Here is a 22,438-nt window from a genome sequence, read left to right as displayed (position 1 = left end):
TTTTTAGAATATAAATGAAGAAAGACTGATAAACCTTAAAATGGAGGAGAAACCTGATGGCTGATTATTTCCTTACCGTATTTGATCCTTCGGGGAACACGCTGGTAAACGAGCGATTCGAGGCAGAACATGAAGAAGCGGCAAAAACGCATGGTGAAGCCCTCTTAAAAGAAAAAGAGCTTCATAGTCATACTCATCGTTTAGTCAATGCAGCCGGAAAGCTGATTTTGTTTCACAGATGATCAGCTTTCCGGCTGATCTGTTACGCTTGAAACTTCGGCTCCCGTTTTTCTAAAAATGCACGGATTCCTTCTTGGTGATCCTTGGTCCTTCTCATTCTCTCTTGGGCGTTGCGCTCAAGGGATAGCACTTTTTTCAGTTCTTCAATCTGGAGGCTTTGAAAAATAGCTTTCGTTTCGATCATCGCCAAAAGAGGGGAGGCCAACAGGGTTTCGATAATGGGTCTTGCGCCTTCGGCAGGGTCTCCGGCAAATGTCCCATCAAGAAGCCCCATATCGGCAGCTTCTGAGGCAGATAGTTTTTTTCCGCTCCAAATCAGTTTTTTCGCTTTTGCTTCACCGATTCTTTTCTTCAGCAAATAATGTCCTCCGCCGTCCGGAACAAGCCCAATGCCGATAAAATTCATCGCGAGGACGGCGTTTTTTTCAGCGAGCACAATGTCCGCACAAAGCGCCAAACTCAGGCCCAGTCCCGCAGCAGCGCCATGAATGGCTGCAATTGTCACTTTCTTCATCTGATATAAATTCAGGGTGACAGCCTCAATCGTATCCATCAGCCGTTTAAATTGATCAGAGTCATGCTCTGATGTCATCATCTTGATATCACCGCCGGCCGAAAAGCCTTTCCCGCTTCCTCTCAGGAGAACGATGAGCGCCTCGCTTGCAGCCGCCATTTCGACTGCCTCCTTCAATTCAGACAGCATCTGTTCATTCAGGGCGTGATGGGCATCAGGCCGATTCAGGATAATCTCTGCAACAGCCCCATTACATGCATATTGAACAAACTCCATATAAAGCACCTCCATGTATGCGCTTACTTTTTTTTCTTTCTCCTATACATTCCCCGCCATCCTCAAATAAACCTTTTTATTTTTCAAGGTCAATAGATACTGAAAAATGCATATTGTTTGAATGGAAACATAAAGTTTTATATAGTGAAAAAGAAGGGATATCTTGATGAGAAGGGAGGAAAGGAACATGGATAAATTGCTGATCAGTTTTCTGTTAAGTTTATTTATGGTGTACTTTCCCCCTTCGGACGTGGTTCTGCCTTCCCAGTTTGAAGCAAGCACTGACAGCTATGTGCCTATGACTTCATATCCGCAGGAAACACAATCGGCAAAAACCCCGTCGCCGGGCAGCATGCACCCGGCTGAGCTGATCAAAGAGTACAGCCCGCTGGCGCAGTCTGTCAGGCAGCTCTCTGTCAAACCACTTGACGAACCGCTGATAAACAGGCTGGAAAAGGCTTGGGCCGTCCCTGTCAAATACCAGTCTAATTACCTCCGAATATAATTTGCTCAAGTTTTATTTGTAACTCACCCCATACTGCCAACACTACATTCGGAGGGATTTTCATTGAATATTAAAGAAAACGATCTGCCGGGCATCGGCAAAAAGTTTGAAATCGAAACAAGAAGCCACGAAAAAATGACGATTATCATTCATGATGACGGAAGAAGGGAAATTTACCGGTTTAATGACCGGGACCCGGATGAGCTTCTTTCAAATATTTCATTGGATGATTCTGAAGCAAGGCAAATTGCAGCTATTCTCGGGGGCATGGTCTATAAACCGCAAGCTCTGGAGTCCATCGAAATGGCCTTCAGCGATCTGATTATTGAATGGTTTAAGGTCGAAAAAGGCGCCAAATCGATCGGGCGCACACTCGGAGAGCTTGATGTCCGCCAGAATTACGATGTCACTGTGATTGCCATTATCAAACACAACCAGGAAAAGCTCCTAAATCCCGGAGCCGATTCGATTATTGAAGAAAATGACACCCTTGTCCTCTCAGGTGAGAGAAAGCATCTGAAGAAACTGATTCACGATTTTCTTTCTGGAGAGGGCGTGTGAGCCCCGATGGACCATCTTGTATTTGAAGTCGGAACTGCACTTGTGCTTGTGGCAATCGCCAGTGTGATCGCCAATAAAATTAAATTTTCGATTATTCCGTTTCTGATTGTGCTGGGAATGCTTGTTGGACCGCACGCGCCGAAAATAGGGATTATTGATCTAACATTTATTCAAAGCAGTGAAATCATCGAGTTTTTCGGGCGAATGGGCGTACTGTTCCTCCTCTTCTATCTCGGACTCGAATTCTCTGTCGGGAAGTTAATCAAATCAGGAAAATCAATCGCGGTCGGCGGGACGATTTATATTTTGATTAACTTCAGCCTCGGACTGCTTTACGGGTTTATCACCGGATTTTCCTTTCTGGAAGTCCTCATCCTCGCAGGCGTCATCACAATCTCGTCAAGTGCGATTGTCGCAAAAGTGCTCGTTGATTTAAAAAGAACCGCCAATCCGGAAACCGAATTGATTCTCGGCATCATCATGTTTGAAGATATTTTCCTTGCCGTATATCTGTCCGTTGTTTCCGGGCTTGTGCTAGGTGATGCGACATCCGTAGGGAGTGCGCTCTTGTCCATTTTGATCGCCTTCGGTTATATGCTGCTGTTTTTTATCGCAGCAAGAAAACTCCCGCCGCTGTTGAACAAACTGTTGGACATTCGCTCAAACGAAGTGTTTATTATCGTCATTTTCGCAGCGCTCTTTTTTATCGCCGGGTTTTCCGAGACGATTCATGTAGCGGAAGCAATCGGCGCGCTGCTGCTCGGTTTGGTCTTTTCAGAAACAGAGCATTCCGATAGGATTGAACACCTCGTTGTTCCGTTTCGCGACTTCTTCGGTGCGATGTTCTTTTTCAGCTTCGGCCTCAGCATCGATCCGTTTTCGCTTGGTGAAGCGGTTTGGCTTGCGTTGGGTGCAGTGATTTTGACCATTCTGGGAAATTTTATTGCCGGAATGGTGGCAGGACGACGCGCAGGGCTTTCTCATAAGGCTTCATCGAATATCGGGCTGACGATCGTATCGCGGGGAGAATTTTCGATTATCGTTGCGAATCTCGGAATAGCCGGCGGACTGTCAGCCACATTAAAGCCGTTTGCCGCATTATATGTCCTCATTCTGGCGATTTTGGGACCGCTTGTAACAAAGGAATCAAAACGAATTTACCGCTTGCTGAACAAGGTATTTAAATGGAAGCCTGAGGTTCAGCCCGCAAAAAAACAGGGATAAAAAAAGCAGCACTGTGATCAGTGCTGCTTTGTCGTCTTCTCAAAAATCCGCTCTAAATATTTGATTTTTTCGTCCGTGTAGTGCTCGAAGCGCTCATTGTACGATTTCGGATCTTTCGGATTCGCAAAATGCGTGATTTTCCCTGTATCCCGATCAATAAATTTACTAGCAGCGCCGCAGCCGATACCGATAATCGTCTGCACCTCTTCCATAATCATAATGTTGTAGATGCTTTCTTGTCCCGGCAAAGAGTATCCGACGTTTTCAAGGTTTCCAAGAATGTTTTTCTGGCGGTATAAATAATAAGGCACGTACCCATGCTCTTTCGTCCAGGCTACCGCGTCTTCCATCATTTGAGAAACCTCTTCCCTGCCGGCAACTTTGTACTTATGCTTGTTTCTCGTCATTTCTGACGCCCGTTTAAATGAAAGAGTATGAACGGTAAGGGATTCCGGCATCAGTTTTTCTGTTTCTGAAAGACTGTGCCTAAACTCCTTCACGCCTTCCCCAGGCAAACCAATAATCAAGTCCATGTTGATATTATTCATGCCGTGCTGGCGTGACAGATGATATTTCTCAATGGTCTCTTCAACCGTATGGTGCCGCCCGATCGCCTTTAGCGTTTCGTTTTCATAGGATTGCGGATTGATGCTGATCCGATCAATGTCATATTTGTTTAAAACGGCGAGTTTTTCTTCTGTAATCGTATCAGGACGACCGGCCTCCACCGTAATCTCACGAATGTTTTTCACATCCGGGAAGGAGCGGACCATTTCTTCATACAGCAGATCCATCTCCTCCGCTGTAATGCTTGTCGGCGTCCCGCCGCCAAAGTAAATGGTTGTAACCTTAACATCATGCTCCTTCAGCCATTCACCGATCTTCTGCATTTCGTAATGCAGTCCCCATAGGAATGAGCCGACTCTGCCCGCCTGTCCTTGGATGGCATACGCAGGGAATGTGCAATACGCGCATTTTGTCGGGCAGAACGGAATGCCGATATAAATGCTGACTTCATCCTTTACTCGGTACAAATCCGGCACTGCCGCCAGCTGACGATCAACAATTTCCTGCATTAGCATGATTTTTTCATCATGAATTAAATAGTCTTTTTTCAACTCAGCATGCGCTTGCTCCTTGGACATTCCGCTTTGCAGTTTTTTATGAAGCAGCTTTGTGGGCCGGATTCCTGTGAGGATTCCCCACTTCTGCGTAATGCCCGTATGCGCCTGAAGAAGATTGAGATACACATAAGAAATTGTGTTTTTCACTTGCTTAAAAGCTTCTTTTTCATTCATGCCGGGAGAAAAAATTTTTGTATGCTGTTCCTTTATGCCAGTACCCTTCACTTCTCCCGAAACCGTCACATGCTCATCCGTTTGTGACAACGCTAAAGAAATGACAAAATCTGCGGGCTCCTCTCCGCCATACGCAAGCTCGCACTCCTCATAAAACAAATTTGCAATATTTTGCAGAGGCCGATGCAGGCGGTCATCATGTATGCCTTCTATTTTAATTTGCAACTTCATCACCTAATTTATCAGATTCAAAACTTTCTTTAGTGTACAGAAATAAACTGCTAAAATCAATCCGGCAAAAAAGCCGCCGCACCTGTCAGGGTGCGAGCGGCTTTTTTACACACGTTTCATGTGGAACTTATCAAGAAATCCTTTTCGCTGCTGCATTCGGAAATATTCCTTCATCATATAAGCGACACCTTGCTCGTCATTGGACCTTGTAACCCAATCTGCCTTTCTCTTAATTTCCGGAACGGCATTCCCCATCGCTACCCCAAGACCGGCAAGTTCGATCATCGGCAGATCGTCATACTGATGCCCAATGGCCACGACATCATCCATACTAAGGCCCAGCTCTGAAGCGACGAGGGCCAAACCCGCTTCCTTCGAGACACCTTTCGGGACGATATTCAGCTTCTCATCGTTTACGCGAATCACGTCCACCGCAGGGAAGGCTTTTGTAATCGTTTCTGTAATGTCATGCTGAATGTCGTGCTCCGTGTACACCTCGATGACGGGTGCACTCACCGGCTCATCCATGAGGAGATCGCTTAATGATTCAACGAACTGGACTGGATAAAAGATCGGGTCAGACGGATGAATGAGTGCTTTCCCCAATAAATTCGAATTCACCTTTTTCTTGTTTCCGATGGAATACTTTTCGTGAAGAAGCCGAATATTACATTGATAGCTCTCCAGCACTTGAACAATGTTAAAGGTATGATCATCAGAAATTCTTTTTTCAAAAAACGGGGCGTCAATTTTCTCAGCGATATATGCCCCGCTATGGGTGATCAGCTTGGCATCAAGCTTTAGCGATTTCGCTATTTTCTGTGCTGAGCGAAAATGACGGTTGGTCACAAGTGTGACGTAAATCCCTTTTTTCTTTACATATTCAATCGCGTCTTTCGTTGCCTGATGAATCTTCCCGTTCGACCGAAGCAGCGCTCCATCTATATTTAAGGCAAGCAATTGTTTTGACACAGAGATGTCCCCCTCCTTGATGACTGTACTTGTGTATAGGATATGACCCTGTCTCTGTGTTTAGAACAACCTTTTCTTAAAGCAAAAAAAGCCTGGCTCAGCAGACTTTATGTATGGCTTGTTGATAGGATACGATCGAAGCAGCCATTCTCCCTAATATCGTTATTTCGATTTACGAAAAATCATGTATCAGGAACCCCTTGTTTGACCAATGATGCGCTCCGAACACTTACTCTCTGTTGCTTATCCCCTCTATATAACGGCATGATATGCGACCGTATCCATTTGAAATAGGTAAGTGTAGGCGCTTTCAATGTTATTATCTCAGTTTTCCTTTCCGATGACAAGGGTTTTTTTAACTAAAAAAAGTAACCAACTTTTGTATATCCGTGGTAGGATCAGTTGTTAATTTTTAGGACTATACACTTGATCCAGAACGTACATTCCCATACAATATAAATAATAAACGAAAAAGCGGTGTTTATATGGCTGATTTAAAAGAAATATATAATGAAGAACTGATATCTCAGTTGATCCATCATGTAAGGTCATCCTATCCTGATTTTAACAAAAACAGATTCTTGGATACATTACGGCTGGAGGACTGGCCTGAACTCACTTTAAAAGAGCGGATGCGCCGCATGACAGTTTCTTTATACGAAACTTTGCCAAAGCAATACGTTGAAGCGCTCGCAATTTTACGGGATACAGCCCCTCATTTTAAAGGACTCAGCGGAATTTTATTTCCAGATTATGTGGAACAGTACGGGTTAGCGCATTGGGAAGAATCAATAAAGGCATTGGAATACTTTACGCAATATTCGACCTCAGAATTTGCTGTAAGGCCTTTTTTGCTGTTAGATCAAGAAAAGATGATTGCACAATTGCTTGCATGGTCTGAGCATAAAAATGAACACGTGAGAAGACTTGCGAGCGAAGGCAGCAGGCCCCGCCTGCCATGGGGAAAATCGATACCGGCTTTGAAATCGGACCCTTCCCCCGTATTGCCGATCCTTGAGAAGCTGATGCAGGACGAGTCCTTATATGTAAGAAAAAGCGTGGCCAACAACCTTAATGATATATCAAAAACGCATCCTGATTTACTGAGTAAAGTCGCAGATCAATGGTACGGAACACATCCCCATACAGACTGGATTATCAAACACGCCTATCGGACCTTATTAAAAAAGGGTGATAAACAGGCCTTAGCGCTTTTTGGTTATGAAAATGCTGATTCGATACAACTACATGATTTAACATGCCAGCCCAAACGTATAGTTATTGGCGAAAGCCTTGAATTTTCTTTCTATATTCATTCAGACAGGGATCAAAAGTTAAGAATTGAGTACGCAATTGATTTTGTAAAAGCAAGAGGCCAGCGTCATCAGAAAGTATTTAAAATAACAGAAACAAATATACGAAAAAACGAAACGAAATCATACACAAGAATCCAATCCTTTAAGGATTTAACCACCAGAAAGCATTACAAAGGAATTCATACATTATCAGTGATCATCAATGGAGAGGTAAAAGATTCATTGGATTTCCAAGTTTGCTGAATGAATAAAAAATCCCTTCTTATCCAAGAAGGGATTTTGCTGATTAGCCTTCAACACTGCCGTAAAGCTCTTCTAAAGGCTTCATAATGATTTTGTTCAATTCACCAATCAGCATGCTCATGCGCTGCTCCGCTTCCATCAGCTGAGAAATTTTTTCATGCTGCTGTACAAGCGCAACTGTTTTTTGAGCCTGCGTCACTTCTTCTTGTGTAATCTCTTCTCCTGCCATTTGTTTTTGCTGGAGTCTAAGCTGTACATCACGGAAGTTTTCGAACATGCGCTTCGCTGATTCATCTGCGTTAACTTCGTCATAAAGGTTTTTTAAACGGGTAAACTCTTCGCTCCCGCGTAATGCATTTTCCAGATCATACGCTACATCATAAAAATTAACAGCCATTGTAAATAGCTCCTTTCATCATTGCCGTTTGACATACCACTCCACTATAACAGACTATGGAGCTCCTTTCATTAATCAAAAACCATTTCTTCTTAAAAAAGGATGACAAACAGTGCTTGAATCGCGCCTATCATTCCGCCGAGGAGGCCCCCCAAATAGGTAATCATTTTAAATTCTTTTTTTGAAATGGACAGCACCATTTCTTCAAGACGCTCCACCGGGAACTGATCCACTTGCTCCTTGACGATTTCCTCAAGACGCAACCGTTTTAAGACACTTTCAAGGTTGGACGAAATCCCTTCAAGCAATTTGTCTAACAGTGCCGGCAGCATTTGCTGGGTCAGCTCAGATTCATAGCGGACGGTAAGCGTGCCAATCGTATTGTCGAAGAAAGGGGCAGTCGAAAATGCTTGCAGCACTCTTCGTTTCAAACTGAAAATGAGAGCCTTTGCATTCCATTTTTCGTCTGCTTCATTAAACGTATACTCCCTCAGCTTGCCCCATTCGTTTTTTAAGAGATCAGAAAGCAATTTATTTGTTTCCTCATTCCGCAAGAATTTCAGCAGCTCCGGCAGCACACGATCCGCAAGGCTTGAATTGCCAAGAAACATTTGCACCATGCTTCCAAGCATGCCGCGCTCTTTTAAAAAGTCATCAATCATATTGCCAAGACGGATTTTTCCTTCATCACTTTCAAAATAACGGACACTCCGTGACAATATATATCCTGAAATCATCGGAATTTTTTCCTCAAGCTTTTCCTGCACCTCTATAGGCACCAGCTCTTTTAACGATTGGTCCCCGTATTGGCGGAAAAGCTCATTCAGCTTGTCATCGGTCCAGCTGCTGATCCATGCATCAGCAGCTTTTTCGGGGCGCTTCATCCCGGCTTTTTCAAGCGCTTCTTTTACTGTCACTTCAGAAAGTGACAGCTTTTGAATCAGCTGTTCCCCCACTCGAAGAGCCTGCGTTTTGGCTGCATCAGAGACGAGCCGCTTTTTAATGCCTTCAGGGGTTAAGAGATGATTGACTACCATCAGTCCCATTTGTTTTGCAAGTTCATCTCGCCGTCTTGGAATCAGCCCGGGCGTAAAAGGAACTCGCTTCCCAAATAAATAGTACGCTTTATACGGCCTAAACAGCATTTGAATTGCTAAATGATTGGTCACCGCTCCAATGGCAGCGCCGATCACGATCATAAAAATAAAGGTTCCTGCAATACCCATTCCTATTCATCTTCCTCCATCTGTGCTTCAGCTTTTTTCATATAGATTATGTACCTATACGTATTATAGAGGCTCATGCAATCACTTAGCAAACGAGGAGACAAATTCCTGTTCTTAGAAAATCAGCTTGTTCTTTTGGAATAGGGCAAGGTGAAGAATCGTATTCTGTAAAGTAGAATACCGTCAGCTGCGTTCGTCTTACATGTATTTAGTGTAAAGCTGCGGACACCCGCCGGCAGCTTTTGAATAAAAGGGGGAGTCTCACCATGATAACACTCGGTTTTATGTCCTTATCCCGCCAGCATGAAGCGGATTATTCCGCAGAACTGGCCAAAAGAGCACCCGAATTCGGCATACGTTTGATCCGGTTTACACCATTTGATATTTTACCTGACACTTTGCGTGTCAAAGCATCGGTCTATCATTCGGCCAGCAGCACATGGAACGAAACTGAAATGGCGATTCCAGATTATATTTATGATCGCTGTTTTTACGGCAAGGATTCACATTCCCAAAAAGCAAAACCAATCGTTGAGTGGCTCAAAAAATATCCGAAAACGGAATTTATCGGGCGGGGTCTTCCCGATAAGTGGACCGTCCTTCACGATTTGCAGCAGCACTCTGTAATCAATCCCTATATTCCCGAAACGATAAAGGTGAACCGCTACGAACAAATTCAATCCTTTTTATCCAAAGAAAAAGCCTGCATCCTTAAACCGGCATTCGGCGCGGGAGGCAGAGGCGTGATTCTTTTGAAGCTGGGCAAGAAAAACATCACTGCTACTTATCACATCGGAAAGGATAAGCAGACAAAAACGTTTTCCAACCAGACTTCTTTTAAAACATGGTGCAAAAAAGTGCTTCAGCATCAATATTTGCTTCAGCCTTACTTAAACATTCAAGATAAGGAACAATACCCTTGTGATATTCGTCTGTTTATGGAAAAAAACGAAGCAGGTGAATGGAATACAGTCGGAAAGGCAGTAAGACGCGGATACAAACACGGGCTGCTGGCCAATTTGTCAGGCGGATCTGATGCGCTGACATTTGACTCCTGGTTTGAAGATATACCGAAAAAACAGCAAGTGGTTTTACTAGATGATGTGTTTTCGATTACCCAATCGGTTCCGTATTATCTTGACGAGCGCTACGGGCCGTTGTTTGAACTCGGTCTTGATATATGTCTTGCTAAGGACGGGAGAATTTGGATTTTAGATATCAATTCCAAACCAGGCAGGAAGTCAATCCTGCGTGTCTCTCCCGAGCAAAAAGAACAGCTGTACACTTGTCCCCTAAAGCGCTGCCAATATCTGTTTTCTGAACAAAGCCAGAAAGGAGTTCTTCCGCGTGAATCCTAAACGGTTTTTGATCGGCATAGACAAAACCAGTGAAAATACCCTGTTTCTGCCCTCTTCGCTGAAGCGAGACGGACTTTTGCATGCCGCATTCGGAACGAAGGTTGTCAGATGCCACGTTGCTTACAGACGGCATCTGGAACAAACCGTGCTGCTCTCTGAAAATCTGTTTCATGAGCTTTTGCTCCCCCACCGAAGCAGGGCTGATATACTGATTCATGATCATACAGTGCATATCGGGCCGTTAGTCGGCATCTTTACGGCAGGGTTTACTGTATCTCTTGAACGTCCATTTAAGGATCGTTCCCTCTTTTTTTCTAAGCTTGTCACGTTACACGAGCAAGCCGGAGGCTACTGCTTCGTTTTTGGCGCGCACCAAATCAATTGGGAGGAAGGCACGATTGAAGGCCTCCTTTACAGGGAAAACGGCTGGGAGAAAAAAATCGTTCCATTGCCGAACGTCGTTTATGACCGTTTGCCGAATCGAAAAATTGAAGATTCACTTCTCTTGCAACATACAAAAAAGAGGCTGATCGATGAATATCAGATCCCATGGTTTAATAAAACGTTTTTCAATAAATGGAACGTTCATCAATTGCTCGAAAAAGATCCGAGAACGGCACCCTTTTTGCCTAGATCCGAGCTGACACCGTCTGTGGAGCTGATAGATGAGCTTTGTGGCGCATACAAAAAAGTCTATATCAAACCGGCAAATGGAGCACTCGGCACCGGCATTTATCAGCTGACAAGAACAGATGGCGGCCTGACGGTAAAGCATACGAATGACGCCAAAACATTTACTTCGATTGATTATTCCGATGCCGCCTCATTCCTTGCAGAATTTCAAAAACAGCACAACCCGTCCGACTTTCTTATTCAGCAAGGTGTTGATCTCATCGAATTTCAAGGCAAACCAGCGGATTTCCGTGTCCATACCAATAAAAACAGAAAAGGAAAATGGACAGTGACAGCAATCGCAGTAAAAATTTCCGGAAAGAACAGCATTACAACACATCTTTCTAACGGCGGCACTGTAAAGACACTTGCGGAAGTATACGATGATCCCGCTGAAAGAGTTGAGGTCATAAAAAAGCTTTCTGCAGCGGCACTGACGGCAAGCCATGTCCTTCATGATCATATCGAGGGGTTTATCGGGGAGATTGGTTTCGATTTTGGCATTGATCAGAACGGTAAAGTATGGATGTTTGAAGCGAATTCGCGCCCAGGCCGAAGCATTTTTTCTCATCCAAATTTGCATCATGTTGATTCTCTTACAAAACGAAGAAGCTTTGAATACGCGTCATATTTATCTGAGAAGGCAATCACATCTCCTGAAGCATTGTGGCCTTCGTAACCTGTCCGCTTTTTTAATAAAGCGGGCTTATCTTTATCCAAAGCTGGGACAAACTGCATATTAAGGTCTCTTCAATGATGTTCTGAAACAATGATACAATGAACATAAGCCGTTTTTATTTAGGTCAATTGATACCAAATGTAAGGAGCGTGGCCGTAATGATTTCTCATTTCAGCTGGAAACCTTTGTTCCCAAAAGAAAAGCTGCCCGGATGGAAAATTTCATTTTATTATAAAGGGACCCATTATGAAGGCATCTATCATAAGAGCGGTGAGATTGAATGGGGAGACTTGTTTCCCGCCCGCGCTGACGAGCCTGCTCTTACAAACGAGATACATGAACTGATGCTTTTTCATATTTATGACTAGCTTAGCCTAAACGGCTAAGCTTTTTTTATTTCTCAAGATTTACCACACAATTCTCCGCATGAGTTTCCGGCCATTTTAACATAATACGTAGTAACAAGCCGGCAAAGCATTGGGTTACGCCGAGGCGGCAGTGACACCCGAGAAGGGTTCACAGATTGGTGCAACTCCAGTTAACCCAACCATACTAAATAAAAAGGAGATTTTACACATGGCTAACCAAAACTCTTCAAATGACTTACTAGTTCCTGGCGCAGCTCAGGCTATCGATCAAATGAAACTTGAAATCGCTTCTGAATTCGGCGTTAACCTTGGAGCGGACACAACTTCTCGCGCTAACGGTTCTGTCGGAGGAGAAATCACAAAACGTTTAGTATCTTTCGCTCAGCAGCAAATGGGCGGCAGAGTTCAATAACAATTCAATATATGGCTATAGAGGGCGCGGTTTCCGCGCTCTCTTTATTTTGTCACCCTTTTTTCCTGCTCCACATATCCTAGAAAAAAAGGGAGGGAATCGGGGTGTCATTCATCACCATTGTGAATTGGGAGCTGGTTCAATTCGTAAGTGTATCCATGATTCATGAATATGTTTCCCATCGTTCTGTTTATTTCCCGCGCTGTTCAAACTGAGAACATCCTTTTATAATGAAAGGCGAGGAGGTTTTTTGATGAAAATCGCTTTATTAGGAGCCAGCGGCCGCGTCGGACAAGCCTTTTTAACACAAGCTGCAGCAGATGAAAGATTTGATATTTTCGCTCTGATCAGATCTCAACATGCTGATCTTCCCCTTTCAAAAGACAGAACCGTCATGGGGAACGCCCGCCGCTTAGAAGATGTGAAAAAAATAATGGAGAATGCTGAAATCGTGATCAGCTGTCTAGGCACAGATGGTGATGATACCTTGTCAACTGCTATGGCACACATTCTCTCCGCTATGGAGGAACAGCATATCAAACGGCTTATTACGATCGGCACCGCAGGGATCCTAGATTCCCGATATGAACCGGGAAAATACCGGTTTGAAACAAATGAATCGAAACGAAAGCAGACCCGCGCAGCCAAGGAGCATGCAAAAGTATACGAAATGCTTAAAGAATCATCATTAGACTGGACAATCATCTGCCCCACTTACCTCCCGGACGGAACAGCAACCGGCGTATATCGTACGGAGCGTAACGTTTTGCCTGAGGGCGGCACAAGCATTTCGGTCGGCGATACTGCGGACTTTTTATATCGTGAGCTTGTTACAGGTAAGTATGTCGGATACCGTGTCGGACTGGCTTATTGACTACATAAACCAAAAACCCAAAACACGATTGTTTTGGGTTTTTTGAGCGTTATGCAATGGAATGTTTCTGTCCCTTTTGCAGTTCATACATTTGATAATATTGGCCTTCTAATGCCATCAGTTCCTCGTGGTTCCCTCTCTCAACAATTTCTCCTTTATCAAGAACCAAAATCTGGTCAGCATTTCTAATTGTTGAAAGCCGGTGAGCGATGACGAAGGTGGTGCGTCCTTGTTTGACGACATCAAGCGCCTTCTGGATCACGGCCTCTGTCTCTGTATCAATATGCGCCGTTGCCTCATCTAAAATCAAGATCGCGGGATCAAACGCCAAAGCTCTTGCGAAAGAAATTAACTGCCGCTCTCCAGAGGATAGCGTGCTGCCTTTTTCAATCACGGGCTCATTAATGCCTTTAGGAAGCTTCTTAAGAAGAGGCTCAGCACCGACTTGCCGCAGTGCATTTTTTATTTCTTCTTCAGTCATTCTTTCGTCATCCAGACTTACGTTAGATCCGATTGTACCCGAGAATAAGTACGGGTCCTGAAGCACAATGCCCATATGGGATCTGAGTTCCTGTCTTGACATGTTGTAAATGCTTTTTCCATCAATTAAGACATCACCTTTTTGCGCATCATAAAAACGAAACAGAAGATTCAAAATCGAGCTTTTTCCTGATCCGGTATGGCCGACGAGCGCTACGGTTTCGCCTTTTTGCGCAGTAAAGGAAATATGCTTTAATACCTCTTCACCTTCTTGATACGCAAATGACACATCACGAAATTCAACCAGCCCCAGCGCGCGCTCCTTCGCCGGTTCACCCGCTTCTTCCGTATTCTTTTCTTCAAGCAGTTCAAAAACACGCCCGGCGGAGACCCTTGCAAGCTCCAGCTTTGAAAACTGATTGATGATGCCTGTGATCGGCTGAAATAACCGGTTCAAATAATCGACAAACGCGTACAGCACACCGATAGAAACAATCCCGGCCGCATTCAGGCTCGCACCGCCAAAATGCCAGATCAGACAGACGAACGCAAGATTGCGGATGACATTGACCAAATTATGGGACATTAAGGAGTTTAAATTCAGCATCCTGTTTTGGAAATAAAAATGTGATTCATTTAATTCCTCAAATTCTCTCATTGTTTCCTTTTGATGGCGGAAAGCCTGAATAATGGTCATGCCTTGAATTGATTCATTCATTTTTGCGTTAATGTCACTGTTGATCGAGCGGATTTTTTGGTTGTAATACGACGCATATCTCCGGTATATGACAGACCACAGCCAGATAATCGGCACAATTGCCAGACATACAAACGCAAGCTTCACATCAAGCAGAAACAAAGCCGTGAATATCCCGAACATATAGATTCCGCTTGTCACAAATGTTGAAAGCACTGTGACATATAAATCCCTGATAGCCTCCGTATCATTGGTAATCCGCGCAACGACTTTTCCGGCCGGAAGGTTGTCAAAATAGCGAATCGGCATTTTCTGTATGTGAGAAAACACGTCCTGCCTCATCTTTTGAATAATCCGATTGGCGCTCATCTGCAGCAGATAATGCTGTCCGTATTGAAAGAATACCGAAAACACAAGCAAGCCCCCATACAGGCAGATCAGTAACACCATTCCCTTTATTTCCGGCTGATAGAACTGGAAAAGTTCCTGCTTAGTCAGCTTTTCGGCAGCATATGCCCGGCTCTTGTCTCCGTTTGTGATCGTCAGCTTCCCGTCAGAAACCGTTCTATTCCCGTCGAAGCTGACAGCCTGATCAACAAAATAGAACGCCATTCCCACTTGATAAATATGCGCTTCTTTTGCTTTTGAAACAGGCTCATGCATTCGGTCCTCTCTGACATATGAGACGCCGTGAAACTGAACGGCATTTTTATCTTTTTCCGCAGCTTCATACCATGTTCTCTCAATACCGAGGATATGGTCGTCTATCATTTTCTTGCCGATAAACGGCCCGGTCAGTTCTGCACCGACGGCGACAGCTAGCAATAGGACGGCCGTGATCAGCAATTTTCGATAAAGAAGTGCGTATCTCCATAACGTTTTTCCTATTTTCATGCCCCTGCTCCCCCTTCTTCGGCCGTGAACAGCTGCTGTCTTTCATATTGTTCCCGGTACCACCCATTATTGGCCAGCAGTTCTTGATGCGTGCCTCTCTCAGCAATGACGCCGCCGTCCATCACAAGGATCAGGTCAGCGTGCTCTACCGCGGATAATCGGTGCGTCAAAATAAATGTCGTTTTTCCTTTGCGGTTTTCTCTGATGTTCTTGATAATTGCAGCCTCTGTTTTGGCATCTACAGCGGAAAGCGAATCATCCAGGATCAAGATTTCCGGATTCGCCATGAGTGCTCTCGCAATCGAAATTCTTTGTTTCTGCCCGCCTGACAGTGCCACGCCTTTTTCACCGACCATTGTCTCCAGACCGGACGGAAGCATGTGCAAATCTTTTTCAAAATGTGCTTCGGCAATGGCTTGCTGAACCTCTTTATCAGTTGCATCCTGTTTTCCGTATAAAATATTTTCTTTTACAGTCCGTGAAAACAGTAAATGATCCTGAGGCACATATCCGATCCATCCGCGGAGACGGTCAAGAGGGATTTGCTGAATCGGTACACCTGAAAATGTAATGCTCCCTTCACCTGGAGGATACTGGCGCAAAAGCTGCTTAATAATTGTCGTTTTTCCGCTCCCGGTTTTACCTGCAATCCCGACAGTCTGCCCTTTTCGCACCGTAAATGAAATATCCTGAAGATTGTCACTTGTTGAGCTTGGATATGTAAAGCTGACATGACTGAAAACGATATCTCCAGGCTCTTTAAGATCAGCGGGCTGTTTTGGATCTGTCACATCCGTTTCATAAGAAAGAGTTTCATTTACCCGGTCTAATGACGCATTGCCGCGCTGCATCACGTTAATGAGTTCACCGATTGCAAACATCGGCCAAATCATCATGCCGAGATAAACGTTAAAGGACACCAACTCTCCAAGCGTCAGCTCGTTCCGGAATACAAGAAACGCTCCGTAGCCGAGCCCAATCAGATAGCTTGCGCCGACAAGCAGTTTCACCGTCGGCTCAAACAGTGAATCAATAAAAGCCACTTTCATATTTTTCTGATAAACATCAGCGGTCATTTCATTAAACCGGCGAACATCGTTTGTTTCCTGAACATACGCGCGAATCACCCGCACGCCTGAAACAGATTCCAGCACTCTGTCATTCAGCGCCCCGAACGCGTTTTGGGCCTCAGTAAACCGCTCATGAATTTTACTTCCATAAAGACTGATTGCAATCGCCATGACTGGAAGCGGGATAATGGCGGCAAAGGTCAGCTTCCAGCTGATCAAAAACCCCATTGTCAAAAAGATCGTCATCATAAACATCGTAGAATCAACTAACGTCAAGATGCCAAACCCTGTGGTTAAACTGACGGCCTGAAGATCATTTGTCCCTCGTGCCATTAAATCGCCTGTTCGGTTTTTTTCATAAAACGGCGGCGACATAGTCAGCAAATGCCCCATGAGCTTCGTACGAAGAATTTTCTCCATCAGATTCGCTCCGCCAAACAGCTGATGCATCCAAAAATAAGACATGATATACACGACCGCCGTCAGCACAAAAAAGATACCGATATAAAACAGCAGCCCTTCCGCAGTAAATGCCCCTGCTTTCATATCATCTATGGCGTTCCCCAAGAGCTTAGGCGGAAACATTTCAATGACATTGACTGCTAATAAAAGGACAATCGCAATCGTATAGCGCAGCCAGTACGCCTTAAAAAACCAGCCAAGCTTTTTCAAAACTGAAAACATCTATCCCCATCTCCTCATCAGCCGCCTTCTATTTTTTCCTTGCAGCTTTTTTCATCCAATTTGGCACGAACAGCCCTCGCCTCTGTATTGGTCTTCACATCCCATACACCTGTCTTTCCTTAGATTTTGTATATAAAAAAGGCATGAAGCGTCAGCTCCATGCCTTTTTTAACCGATATGTTACGCACAGCGCTTTTCAGCGCGCGGTCCGACCTAAAAAACCGTTCACGAAAACAGAACAAAAGGTTTGCCGCGCCAATATGAAACTGTTTGATAAACACGCAAATTCCTTGGCATAGCAAACCCTCCTTCCATTCTGATTTCATCTTTTTATCATCATATAAACAAAACCTTTTATTGTCAATCATTACTTGAATAGGAAAAGGTTAATTGTGCTCAAATTCGGGTAGTAGTGTTGTAAGACGCTTTGAAAGGGTGAGAAGGATGTTCCATGCTGACCGTATCATTGTTGCGTTTGACGGAAGTGAAAATAGTAAGAAAGCGCTTCAGACAGCCATTGATCTTGCTAAAACCTTAAATGCCGCTATTACCGTCGCCCATTCACATGATATGAAAGACAATCAGACCGTCATCGACCCGCCCAGACCCGCAGCTGAGGCAAGCTATATCAGCGGAGGCATGACAAGTGTTCCTGATCCGCTGATATCGGATGTAACATCACCTGAGCCAATGATCTATGAAGACCGTACGGAAGAAGTCATCGCCGAAGCCAGAATGATGCTGAATGAACAGCAGGCAGATGGAGATATCGATATATTAGAAGGCGATCCGGCTGAATCAATTATCGAGCATGCAAACCGCATTTCTGCCGATATGATCGTAACCGGAAGCAGAGACCAAAACAGGCTGAAAAAGCTAATATTCGGAAGTGTAAGTGAAAAGCTTTCAGCAAAATCGGATATACCCGTCCTGATTGTAAAGTGAGCACGCCCTGTGCTCACTTCTTTTATATTCATAATTGTGAAAAAACATAGATTTTCGTTTTTTTCTGTTATAATGCTTTCGTGCCCAAAAGCACAAAAGCATTAAAGATAAATATGGGGTGTTATTTTGGATTCTCAAAAAAAGCTGACGTTTCCGTTAGCCGTCGGTTTATTTATATTCATGTTATGCATTATTATTTCTTGCTTATTCTTGCTTCATGTAGAACCTCATATCCCGCTGTTTTTAAGTGTTGTCATGCTTTCAGCAGCAGCTTTATGGTTTGGATTTTCCTGGAAGAGTATTGAAAAAGGGATTGTAGATGGGATCAAAAACGGCGTACAGCCGATTATTGTTCTAGCGCTGATCGGCATCTTAATCGGCGCCTGGATGTACAGCGGCGCAATACCGACTGTGACAGTTTATGCCCTATCCTTTATTGAACCAAGCCACCTTCTGTTGACTGCTTTGTTTTCATGTATGATCATCAGCACACTTGTTGGCTCAAGCCTGACAACTGTAAGCACAATCGGAGTAGCGCTGATCGGCGTGGCGAGCGCGGCCGGCGTTCCGCTTGAATGGACAGCAGGCGCAGTCATATGCGGCGCTTGTTTTGGGGATAAAATGTCGCCGATGTCGGACACAACCAACTTTGCAGCCGGAATAGGCGAAATACCGATCTTTGAACACATTCGCCATATGATGGGCACAACCATTCCAGCTTTGCTCATCACTGTCGTTCTGTTTTATTTTCTCGGTTCATCAGTGTCAGCGGACGCTGCTTCAACCGATAATATTCAGCAGGTGATAACCGGAATAAAAGATGCCGCAAACGTGACACCGTGGGCCCTTCTTTCTCCGCTCTTAGTCGTTTTGCTGGCAATGAAACGGGTATCAGTAATCCCCGTTCTGACTGCCGGAATTATTTCCTCGGGAATTTTGACTGCTATTTTTGTACCCGACAGCAGCCTGCAGGCGTTTATGACAGCTTTGCAAAATGGCACAACTTTCGAAACTGACAATGAGGCAGCCGCTAAAATTATCAACAGAGGCGGACTGCAATCCATGATGGGCTCTGTCTCTCTCATTATGATTGCTTTTGCGCTCGGCGGATTGATGGAGAAAATCGGATTGATTTCTGCACTATTGGAAGGCGTCATGAAAGGCATCCGCTCAAAAGGCCGTCTTGTTGCAGCAACTGTCTGCTCAAGCATCGGCGTCAACTTGGCAACCGGCGAACAGTATTTATCGATATTAATACCAGGACAATCATTTAAATCCTTATATGACAAACAAAACATCCAGCGAAAATTTCTGACAAGGTCATTAGAGGACGGCGGAACATTAATTAACCCATTGATTCCTTGGGGCGTCAGCGGCGCATTTATGGCGAGCGCACTTGGTGTTCCAGTCATAGACTACATCCCGTTTACGTTCTTCCTCTATATATCGCCGATGATCTCCATTTTGATTGGATTTGTTAAAAAATAAAAAGAGCTCCGCTGTATAAAGCGGGCTCTTTTCTTCGTTCATTTATGAAATGCTAGCAGCCTGTTGAATGCTTTCTTGAAAAGCAGCCTGAAGCTGTTTGGTCACCGGTCCGGGTTTCCCGCTTCCGACCGATTGTCCATCGAGCGTCACGACCGGAATAATTTCTGCCGTCGTTGACGAAATAAAGATCTCTTCCGCCTGTTTCAACTCTTCTTCACTGACAGGAGTCTCATCCAGTTTGATCCCATTCTTTTCAATCAGTCCTAAAATATTCATCCGTGTAATTCCATTGAGAATGAGCCGGTTAGCCGGATGTGTTCGCACCGTGCCGTTGATAACGGCATAAACGTTAGAGGATGTACCCTCCGTAACAACGCCGTCCCTAAGTAAAATGGCTTCAAATGCTCCCGCTTCATAGGCCTTTTGCTTCGTCATGACATTATACAGTAAATTCAGACTCTTGATATCACATCTTAGCCAGCGAAGATCCTGATCTGTAATGGCCGCCACTCCGTATGCCTGCTCTTGCTCCGGTTTTTTCACCGTAAACGTATAAGCAGTAGTCTGCGGCTCGAGGCCGGCTTCATACTGGTGTTTTCGCGGGGCCACACCTCTTGTTGTCTGAATGTATACCGCTCCCTCACTGACCGCATTTTCCTGTACAAGCTTTTGCAGGTCCCACTCGAGATCTTCTATACTGAATGGCAGTGAAATTCCGATTTCAGCAGCACTTCTGAAAAAACGCTCTACATGCTCACGTAAACCGAACAATACTCCTTTGTACACCCTGATCACTTCATAGATGCCGTCACCAAACTGATAACCGCGATCTTCCAAATCGATTGATGCTTCACTGCGCCCAATCAGCCGGCCATTGACTAAAACCTTCATAAAAGCCCTCCCTTTTCGAGATGTCCTTGATGTCATTCAAGCTGTCATTGTCACTAATTCTACCATATTGGACAAGCTGAAAAACAGAAAGATCAAGAGATCTATAGCGGAAAGGAGTTTATTTTTTCCTTAAAATCTGACATTTCGACAACTTTTCTATGTGCTTTCCAGTTTTATTCCTGTATACTTGACTGGTAATACATAGGTTGTAAACATAAGGCATCTTCATAAGCTGCCTGCTGTACAGCATTATGTAGAGATTTTATGCCAATGGAGAGATTGTTATGCGACAAACGAGAGGAGAAGCTTCTCCTTCTGCAGTTTCGCTTGCTTTTAAATTTGCAAGTTTAGCAGTTTTATGTGTGCTGCTTTTGCTTATGGTGATTTTGGGTTATTCCAACAGTTCAACGAAAGCAAAGGAAGTCACTGTCACAACTAACGGACAGCTTCGAGATGAGAAGGAAAGCCTTAAGCTGAAAAACGACTCCCCCGATCTGCTGATAAAACATCTGCAGACAAAGCAGGACATGGGAGATAAAACGGTTTACTTAACCTTCGATGACGGCCCGTCAGCCTCTACAAACCGCTTGCTCGATGTACTGAAAAGCGCTGATGTAAAAGCGACGTTTTTTATGCTGTCACCGCGGATGAACGAATTCAAACAAGCTGTGAAAAGAGCAGAAAAGGAAGGCCACGCACTCGGTTTACATGGCGTTACCCACAATAACAGATTGTTCTATCAAACACCGACATCTCCGCTAAAAGAAATGCAGGAGGCGCGTGACACGCTGCAGGACATTACAGGATATAAAACCGCTCTTGTCAGAACGCCCTACGGAAGCAAGCCGTCACTAACCCCCTCACAAATCCGCAATCTTGAGAAAGACGGTTTTGTGTACTGGGATTGGACGATTGACAGCATGGACTGGAAATACCGAAATTCAAAGTATGTGACGGCCGTGTTAGAGCAGCTTGAAAATATGGAACACAGCTCTTCAGGCCGCCCGAATGTGATTCTCATGCATGATCTTCCCGCTACCGTAAACGCGCTGCCGGTACTAATCAATAAATTAAAAGAAAAAGGCTATTCCTTCGGAGTGTTAGAGGACACAATGGTTCCTGTTCATGAATAAAAAAGTGAGGCGCATAAGGCGGCTCACTTTTTTATGCCCAAACTTCGGGCAAACTCGCCGATTTTTTGATGGATGACCATGTCAAACAAGCTGTCACAATACGTTGGTTCAAGGTTTATGATGACTTTCTTCATGCCGGGAATCAGACTTGCATCCTCAGGCACAAATCTAGCCGGAGCCACTTCGAGAGACGTGCCGATAACCAATAAAAGATCTGCTTGATCCAGCTTTTCATAAAGGGTGTCAAAGTGCATGACGGCGTCGCCAAAGAGAACAACATCGGTTTTTAATACCGTTCCGCAAATGTCCCCATTGTTTCCGGCCGCCGTGCACTCCGGCACCTCCCGCTCCAGCAAATGGGGAAGATCATATCGGGCGCCGCATGCCGGACAAGCTGCTGTCTGGATAGAACCATGCAGTTCGTATACATGCCTGCTCCCCGCTTTTTTATGAAGACCATCAATGTTTTGCGTGAAAATATCGACCTGCTTCCCTTGCTTCTCCAGCTCAGCTAAAAGCAAGTGTCCTTCATTCGGTTCAAAGCTGCCGCTCATTTTCATCTGGAACAATTCTTTGAATTTGGGCCAAAACAGACGCGGATGACTTAAAAAATAATCAAGGCTCATCGCTTCCATTCTTGAGGCATCTTCCGTCCAAATGCCCCCTGCTGAACGAAAGTCGGGAATCCCTGATTCTGTGCTCATTCCCGCTCCGGTCAGCACAACAATTCGCTGTGCTTCATGTAGAATACTTTTGAATGCTTCCAACTCAACACCGCCTTTTTCTCTTA

At 44.5% G+C, this 22,438-nt stretch carries 24 protein-coding genes; 14 read left to right on the top strand and 10 right to left on the bottom strand.

What is annotated here, in order from left to right; all coding sequences use genetic code 11:
- Positions 1-56: 56 nt before the first annotated feature.
- Entirely contained in the window at positions 57-242 is a 186-nt protein-coding gene (locus tag NYE53_RS05425) for a YhzD family protein (protein ID WP_015715596.1), read from the top strand.
- Between the two features lie 20 nt (positions 243-262).
- Here the strand turns inward: NYE53_RS05425 and NYE53_RS05420 are convergent, their stop codons facing one another.
- The gene (locus tag NYE53_RS05420) at positions 263-1,030 is read right to left on the bottom strand and encodes an enoyl-CoA hydratase (RefSeq protein WP_339247640.1); all 768 of its coding nucleotides are present in this window, start codon (positions 1,028-1,030) and stop codon (positions 263-265) included.
- 166 nt (positions 1,031-1,196) lie between these two features.
- Here NYE53_RS05420 and khtS point away from each other — a divergent pair, with 166 nt between their 5' ends.
- From khtS to khtU, 3 genes are all read left to right on the top strand, one after another.
- A complete protein-coding gene (gene khtS / locus NYE53_RS05415; RefSeq protein ID WP_080286178.1) occupies positions 1,197-1,535 on the top strand; it encodes a K(+)/H(+) antiporter modulator KhtS in 339 nt (112 codons plus the stop codon).
- A 63-nt stretch (positions 1,536-1,598) separates the two neighbouring features.
- Entirely contained in the window at positions 1,599-2,096 is a 498-nt protein-coding gene (gene khtT, locus NYE53_RS05410) for a K(+)/H(+) antiporter subunit KhtT (protein WP_003233269.1), read from the top strand.
- Between the two features lie 6 nt (positions 2,097-2,102).
- Entirely contained in the window at positions 2,103-3,320 is a 1,218-nt protein-coding gene (gene khtU / locus NYE53_RS05405) for a K(+)/H(+) antiporter subunit KhtU (RefSeq protein ID WP_063334972.1), read from the top strand.
- A gap of 17 nt (positions 3,321-3,337) precedes the next feature.
- Here khtU and NYE53_RS05400 read toward each other — a convergent pair whose 3' ends face one another.
- Together NYE53_RS05400 and NYE53_RS05395 are read right to left on the bottom strand one after the other, a co-directional pair.
- Positions 3,338-4,843 carry a coproporphyrinogen III oxidase gene (locus NYE53_RS05400; protein ID WP_339247636.1) on the bottom strand — a complete coding sequence of 502 codons (1,506 nt, stop codon included), beginning with the start codon at positions 4,841-4,843 and terminating at the stop codon, positions 3,338-3,340.
- Between the two features lie 111 nt (positions 4,844-4,954).
- The gene (locus NYE53_RS05395) at positions 4,955-5,821 is read right to left on the bottom strand and encodes a Cof-type HAD-IIB family hydrolase (protein WP_003233277.1); all 867 of its coding nucleotides are present in this window, start codon (positions 5,819-5,821) and stop codon (positions 4,955-4,957) included.
- A 485-nt stretch (positions 5,822-6,306) separates the two neighbouring features.
- Between NYE53_RS05395 and NYE53_RS05390 the strand changes: the two genes are divergently transcribed.
- Positions 6,307-7,380, top strand: coding sequence for a DNA alkylation repair protein (locus tag NYE53_RS05390; protein ID WP_339247635.1), 1,074 nt, complete (start codon positions 6,307-6,309; stop codon positions 7,378-7,380).
- Between the two features lie 43 nt (positions 7,381-7,423).
- Here the strand turns inward: NYE53_RS05390 and NYE53_RS05385 are convergent, their stop codons facing one another.
- Both NYE53_RS05385 and NYE53_RS05380 read right to left on the bottom strand, forming a co-directional pair.
- On the bottom strand, positions 7,424-7,777 hold the full coding sequence (locus NYE53_RS05385) for a YlbF family regulator (RefSeq protein ID WP_003224239.1): 354 nt from the start codon (positions 7,775-7,777) through the stop codon (positions 7,424-7,426).
- Between the two features lie 92 nt (positions 7,778-7,869).
- Complete coding sequence (locus NYE53_RS05380) at positions 7,870-9,003, bottom strand: DUF445 domain-containing protein (protein WP_047182357.1); 1,134 nt, start codon at positions 9,001-9,003, stop codon at positions 7,870-7,872.
- Positions 9,004-9,269: 266 nt separating this feature from the next.
- Between NYE53_RS05380 and spaC the strand changes: the two genes are divergently transcribed.
- The 6 genes from spaC (at position 9,270) to NYE53_RS05350 (ending at position 13,366) form a co-directional block, all read left to right on the top strand.
- Entirely contained in the window at positions 9,270-10,361 is a 1,092-nt protein-coding gene (spaC, locus tag NYE53_RS05375) for a spore coat associated protein SpaC (RefSeq protein WP_339247633.1), read from the top strand.
- Positions 10,351-11,712 carry a spore coat associated protein YheD gene (gene yheD, locus NYE53_RS05370; RefSeq protein WP_339247630.1) on the top strand — a complete coding sequence of 454 codons (1,362 nt, stop codon included), beginning with the start codon at positions 10,351-10,353 and terminating at the stop codon, positions 11,710-11,712. The genes spaC and yheD overlap by 11 nt, the downstream gene beginning before the upstream one ends.
- A gap of 149 nt (positions 11,713-11,861) precedes the next feature.
- Complete coding sequence (locus NYE53_RS05365; RefSeq protein ID WP_010886462.1) at positions 11,862-12,080, top strand: YheE family protein; 219 nt, start codon at positions 11,862-11,864, stop codon at positions 12,078-12,080.
- A 208-nt stretch (positions 12,081-12,288) separates the two neighbouring features.
- The gene (gene sspB, locus NYE53_RS05360) at positions 12,289-12,492 is read left to right on the top strand and encodes a beta type acid-soluble spore protein SspB (RefSeq protein WP_003233287.1); all 204 of its coding nucleotides are present in this window, start codon (positions 12,289-12,291) and stop codon (positions 12,490-12,492) included.
- A 104-nt stretch (positions 12,493-12,596) separates the two neighbouring features.
- Positions 12,597-12,707: a hypothetical protein gene (locus tag NYE53_RS05355; RefSeq protein WP_336156121.1), complete on the top strand. Its 111-nt coding sequence runs from the start codon at positions 12,597-12,599 to the stop codon at positions 12,705-12,707.
- A 38-nt stretch (positions 12,708-12,745) separates the two neighbouring features.
- On the top strand, positions 12,746-13,366 hold the full coding sequence (locus NYE53_RS05350) for an SDR family oxidoreductase (protein ID WP_160221462.1): 621 nt from the start codon (positions 12,746-12,748) through the stop codon (positions 13,364-13,366).
- A gap of 49 nt (positions 13,367-13,415) precedes the next feature.
- Here the strand turns inward: NYE53_RS05350 and bmrD are convergent, their stop codons facing one another.
- The 3 genes from bmrD to NYE53_RS05335 form a co-directional block, all read right to left on the bottom strand.
- Entirely contained in the window at positions 13,416-15,437 is a 2,022-nt protein-coding gene (bmrD, locus tag NYE53_RS05345; RefSeq protein ID WP_339247626.1) for a multidrug resistance ABC transporter ATP-binding protein/permease BmrD, read from the bottom strand.
- Entirely contained in the window at positions 15,434-17,191 is a 1,758-nt protein-coding gene (gene bmrC, locus NYE53_RS05340) for a multidrug ABC transporter ATP-binding protein BmrC (RefSeq protein WP_038829269.1), read from the bottom strand. The genes bmrD and bmrC overlap by 4 nt, the downstream gene beginning before the upstream one ends.
- Before the next feature lie 119 nt (positions 17,192-17,310).
- Positions 17,311-17,472: a hypothetical protein gene (locus NYE53_RS05335; RefSeq protein WP_010886461.1), complete on the bottom strand. Its 162-nt coding sequence runs from the start codon at positions 17,470-17,472 to the stop codon at positions 17,311-17,313.
- A gap of 163 nt (positions 17,473-17,635) precedes the next feature.
- On the opposite strand from NYE53_RS05335, the gene NYE53_RS05330 reads away from it, so the two are divergent.
- Together NYE53_RS05330 and nhaC are read left to right on the top strand one after the other, a co-directional pair.
- A complete protein-coding gene (locus NYE53_RS05330) occupies positions 17,636-18,136 on the top strand; it encodes a universal stress protein (protein WP_106073766.1) in 501 nt (166 codons plus the stop codon).
- 126 nt (positions 18,137-18,262) lie between these two features.
- A complete protein-coding gene (nhaC, locus tag NYE53_RS05325) occupies positions 18,263-19,624 on the top strand; it encodes a Na+/H+ antiporter NhaC (RefSeq protein WP_015252457.1) in 1,362 nt (453 codons plus the stop codon).
- 42 nt (positions 19,625-19,666) lie between these two features.
- On the opposite strand, the gene dat is transcribed toward nhaC, so the two are convergent.
- Positions 19,667-20,515, bottom strand: coding sequence for a D-amino-acid transaminase (dat, locus tag NYE53_RS05320; RefSeq protein WP_339247621.1), 849 nt, complete (start codon positions 20,513-20,515; stop codon positions 19,667-19,669).
- Between the two features lie 284 nt (positions 20,516-20,799).
- Here dat and NYE53_RS05315 point away from each other — a divergent pair, with 284 nt between their 5' ends.
- Entirely contained in the window at positions 20,800-21,648 is an 849-nt protein-coding gene (locus NYE53_RS05315) for a polysaccharide deacetylase family protein (protein WP_339247618.1), read from the top strand.
- 23 nt (positions 21,649-21,671) lie between these two features.
- On the opposite strand, the gene srtN is transcribed toward NYE53_RS05315, so the two are convergent.
- On the bottom strand, positions 21,672-22,415 hold the full coding sequence (gene srtN, locus NYE53_RS05310) for a sirtuin NAD-dependent deacetylase (protein ID WP_014476294.1): 744 nt from the start codon (positions 22,413-22,415) through the stop codon (positions 21,672-21,674).
- Positions 22,416-22,438 lie beyond the last annotated feature (23 nt).

The organism is Bacillus sp. FSL R5-0523 (genome assembly GCF_037975295.1).
GTDB lineage: Bacteria > Bacillota > Bacilli > Bacillales > Bacillaceae > Bacillus > Bacillus subtilis.
This window is presented reverse-complemented; position numbering and strand designations above follow the sequence as displayed.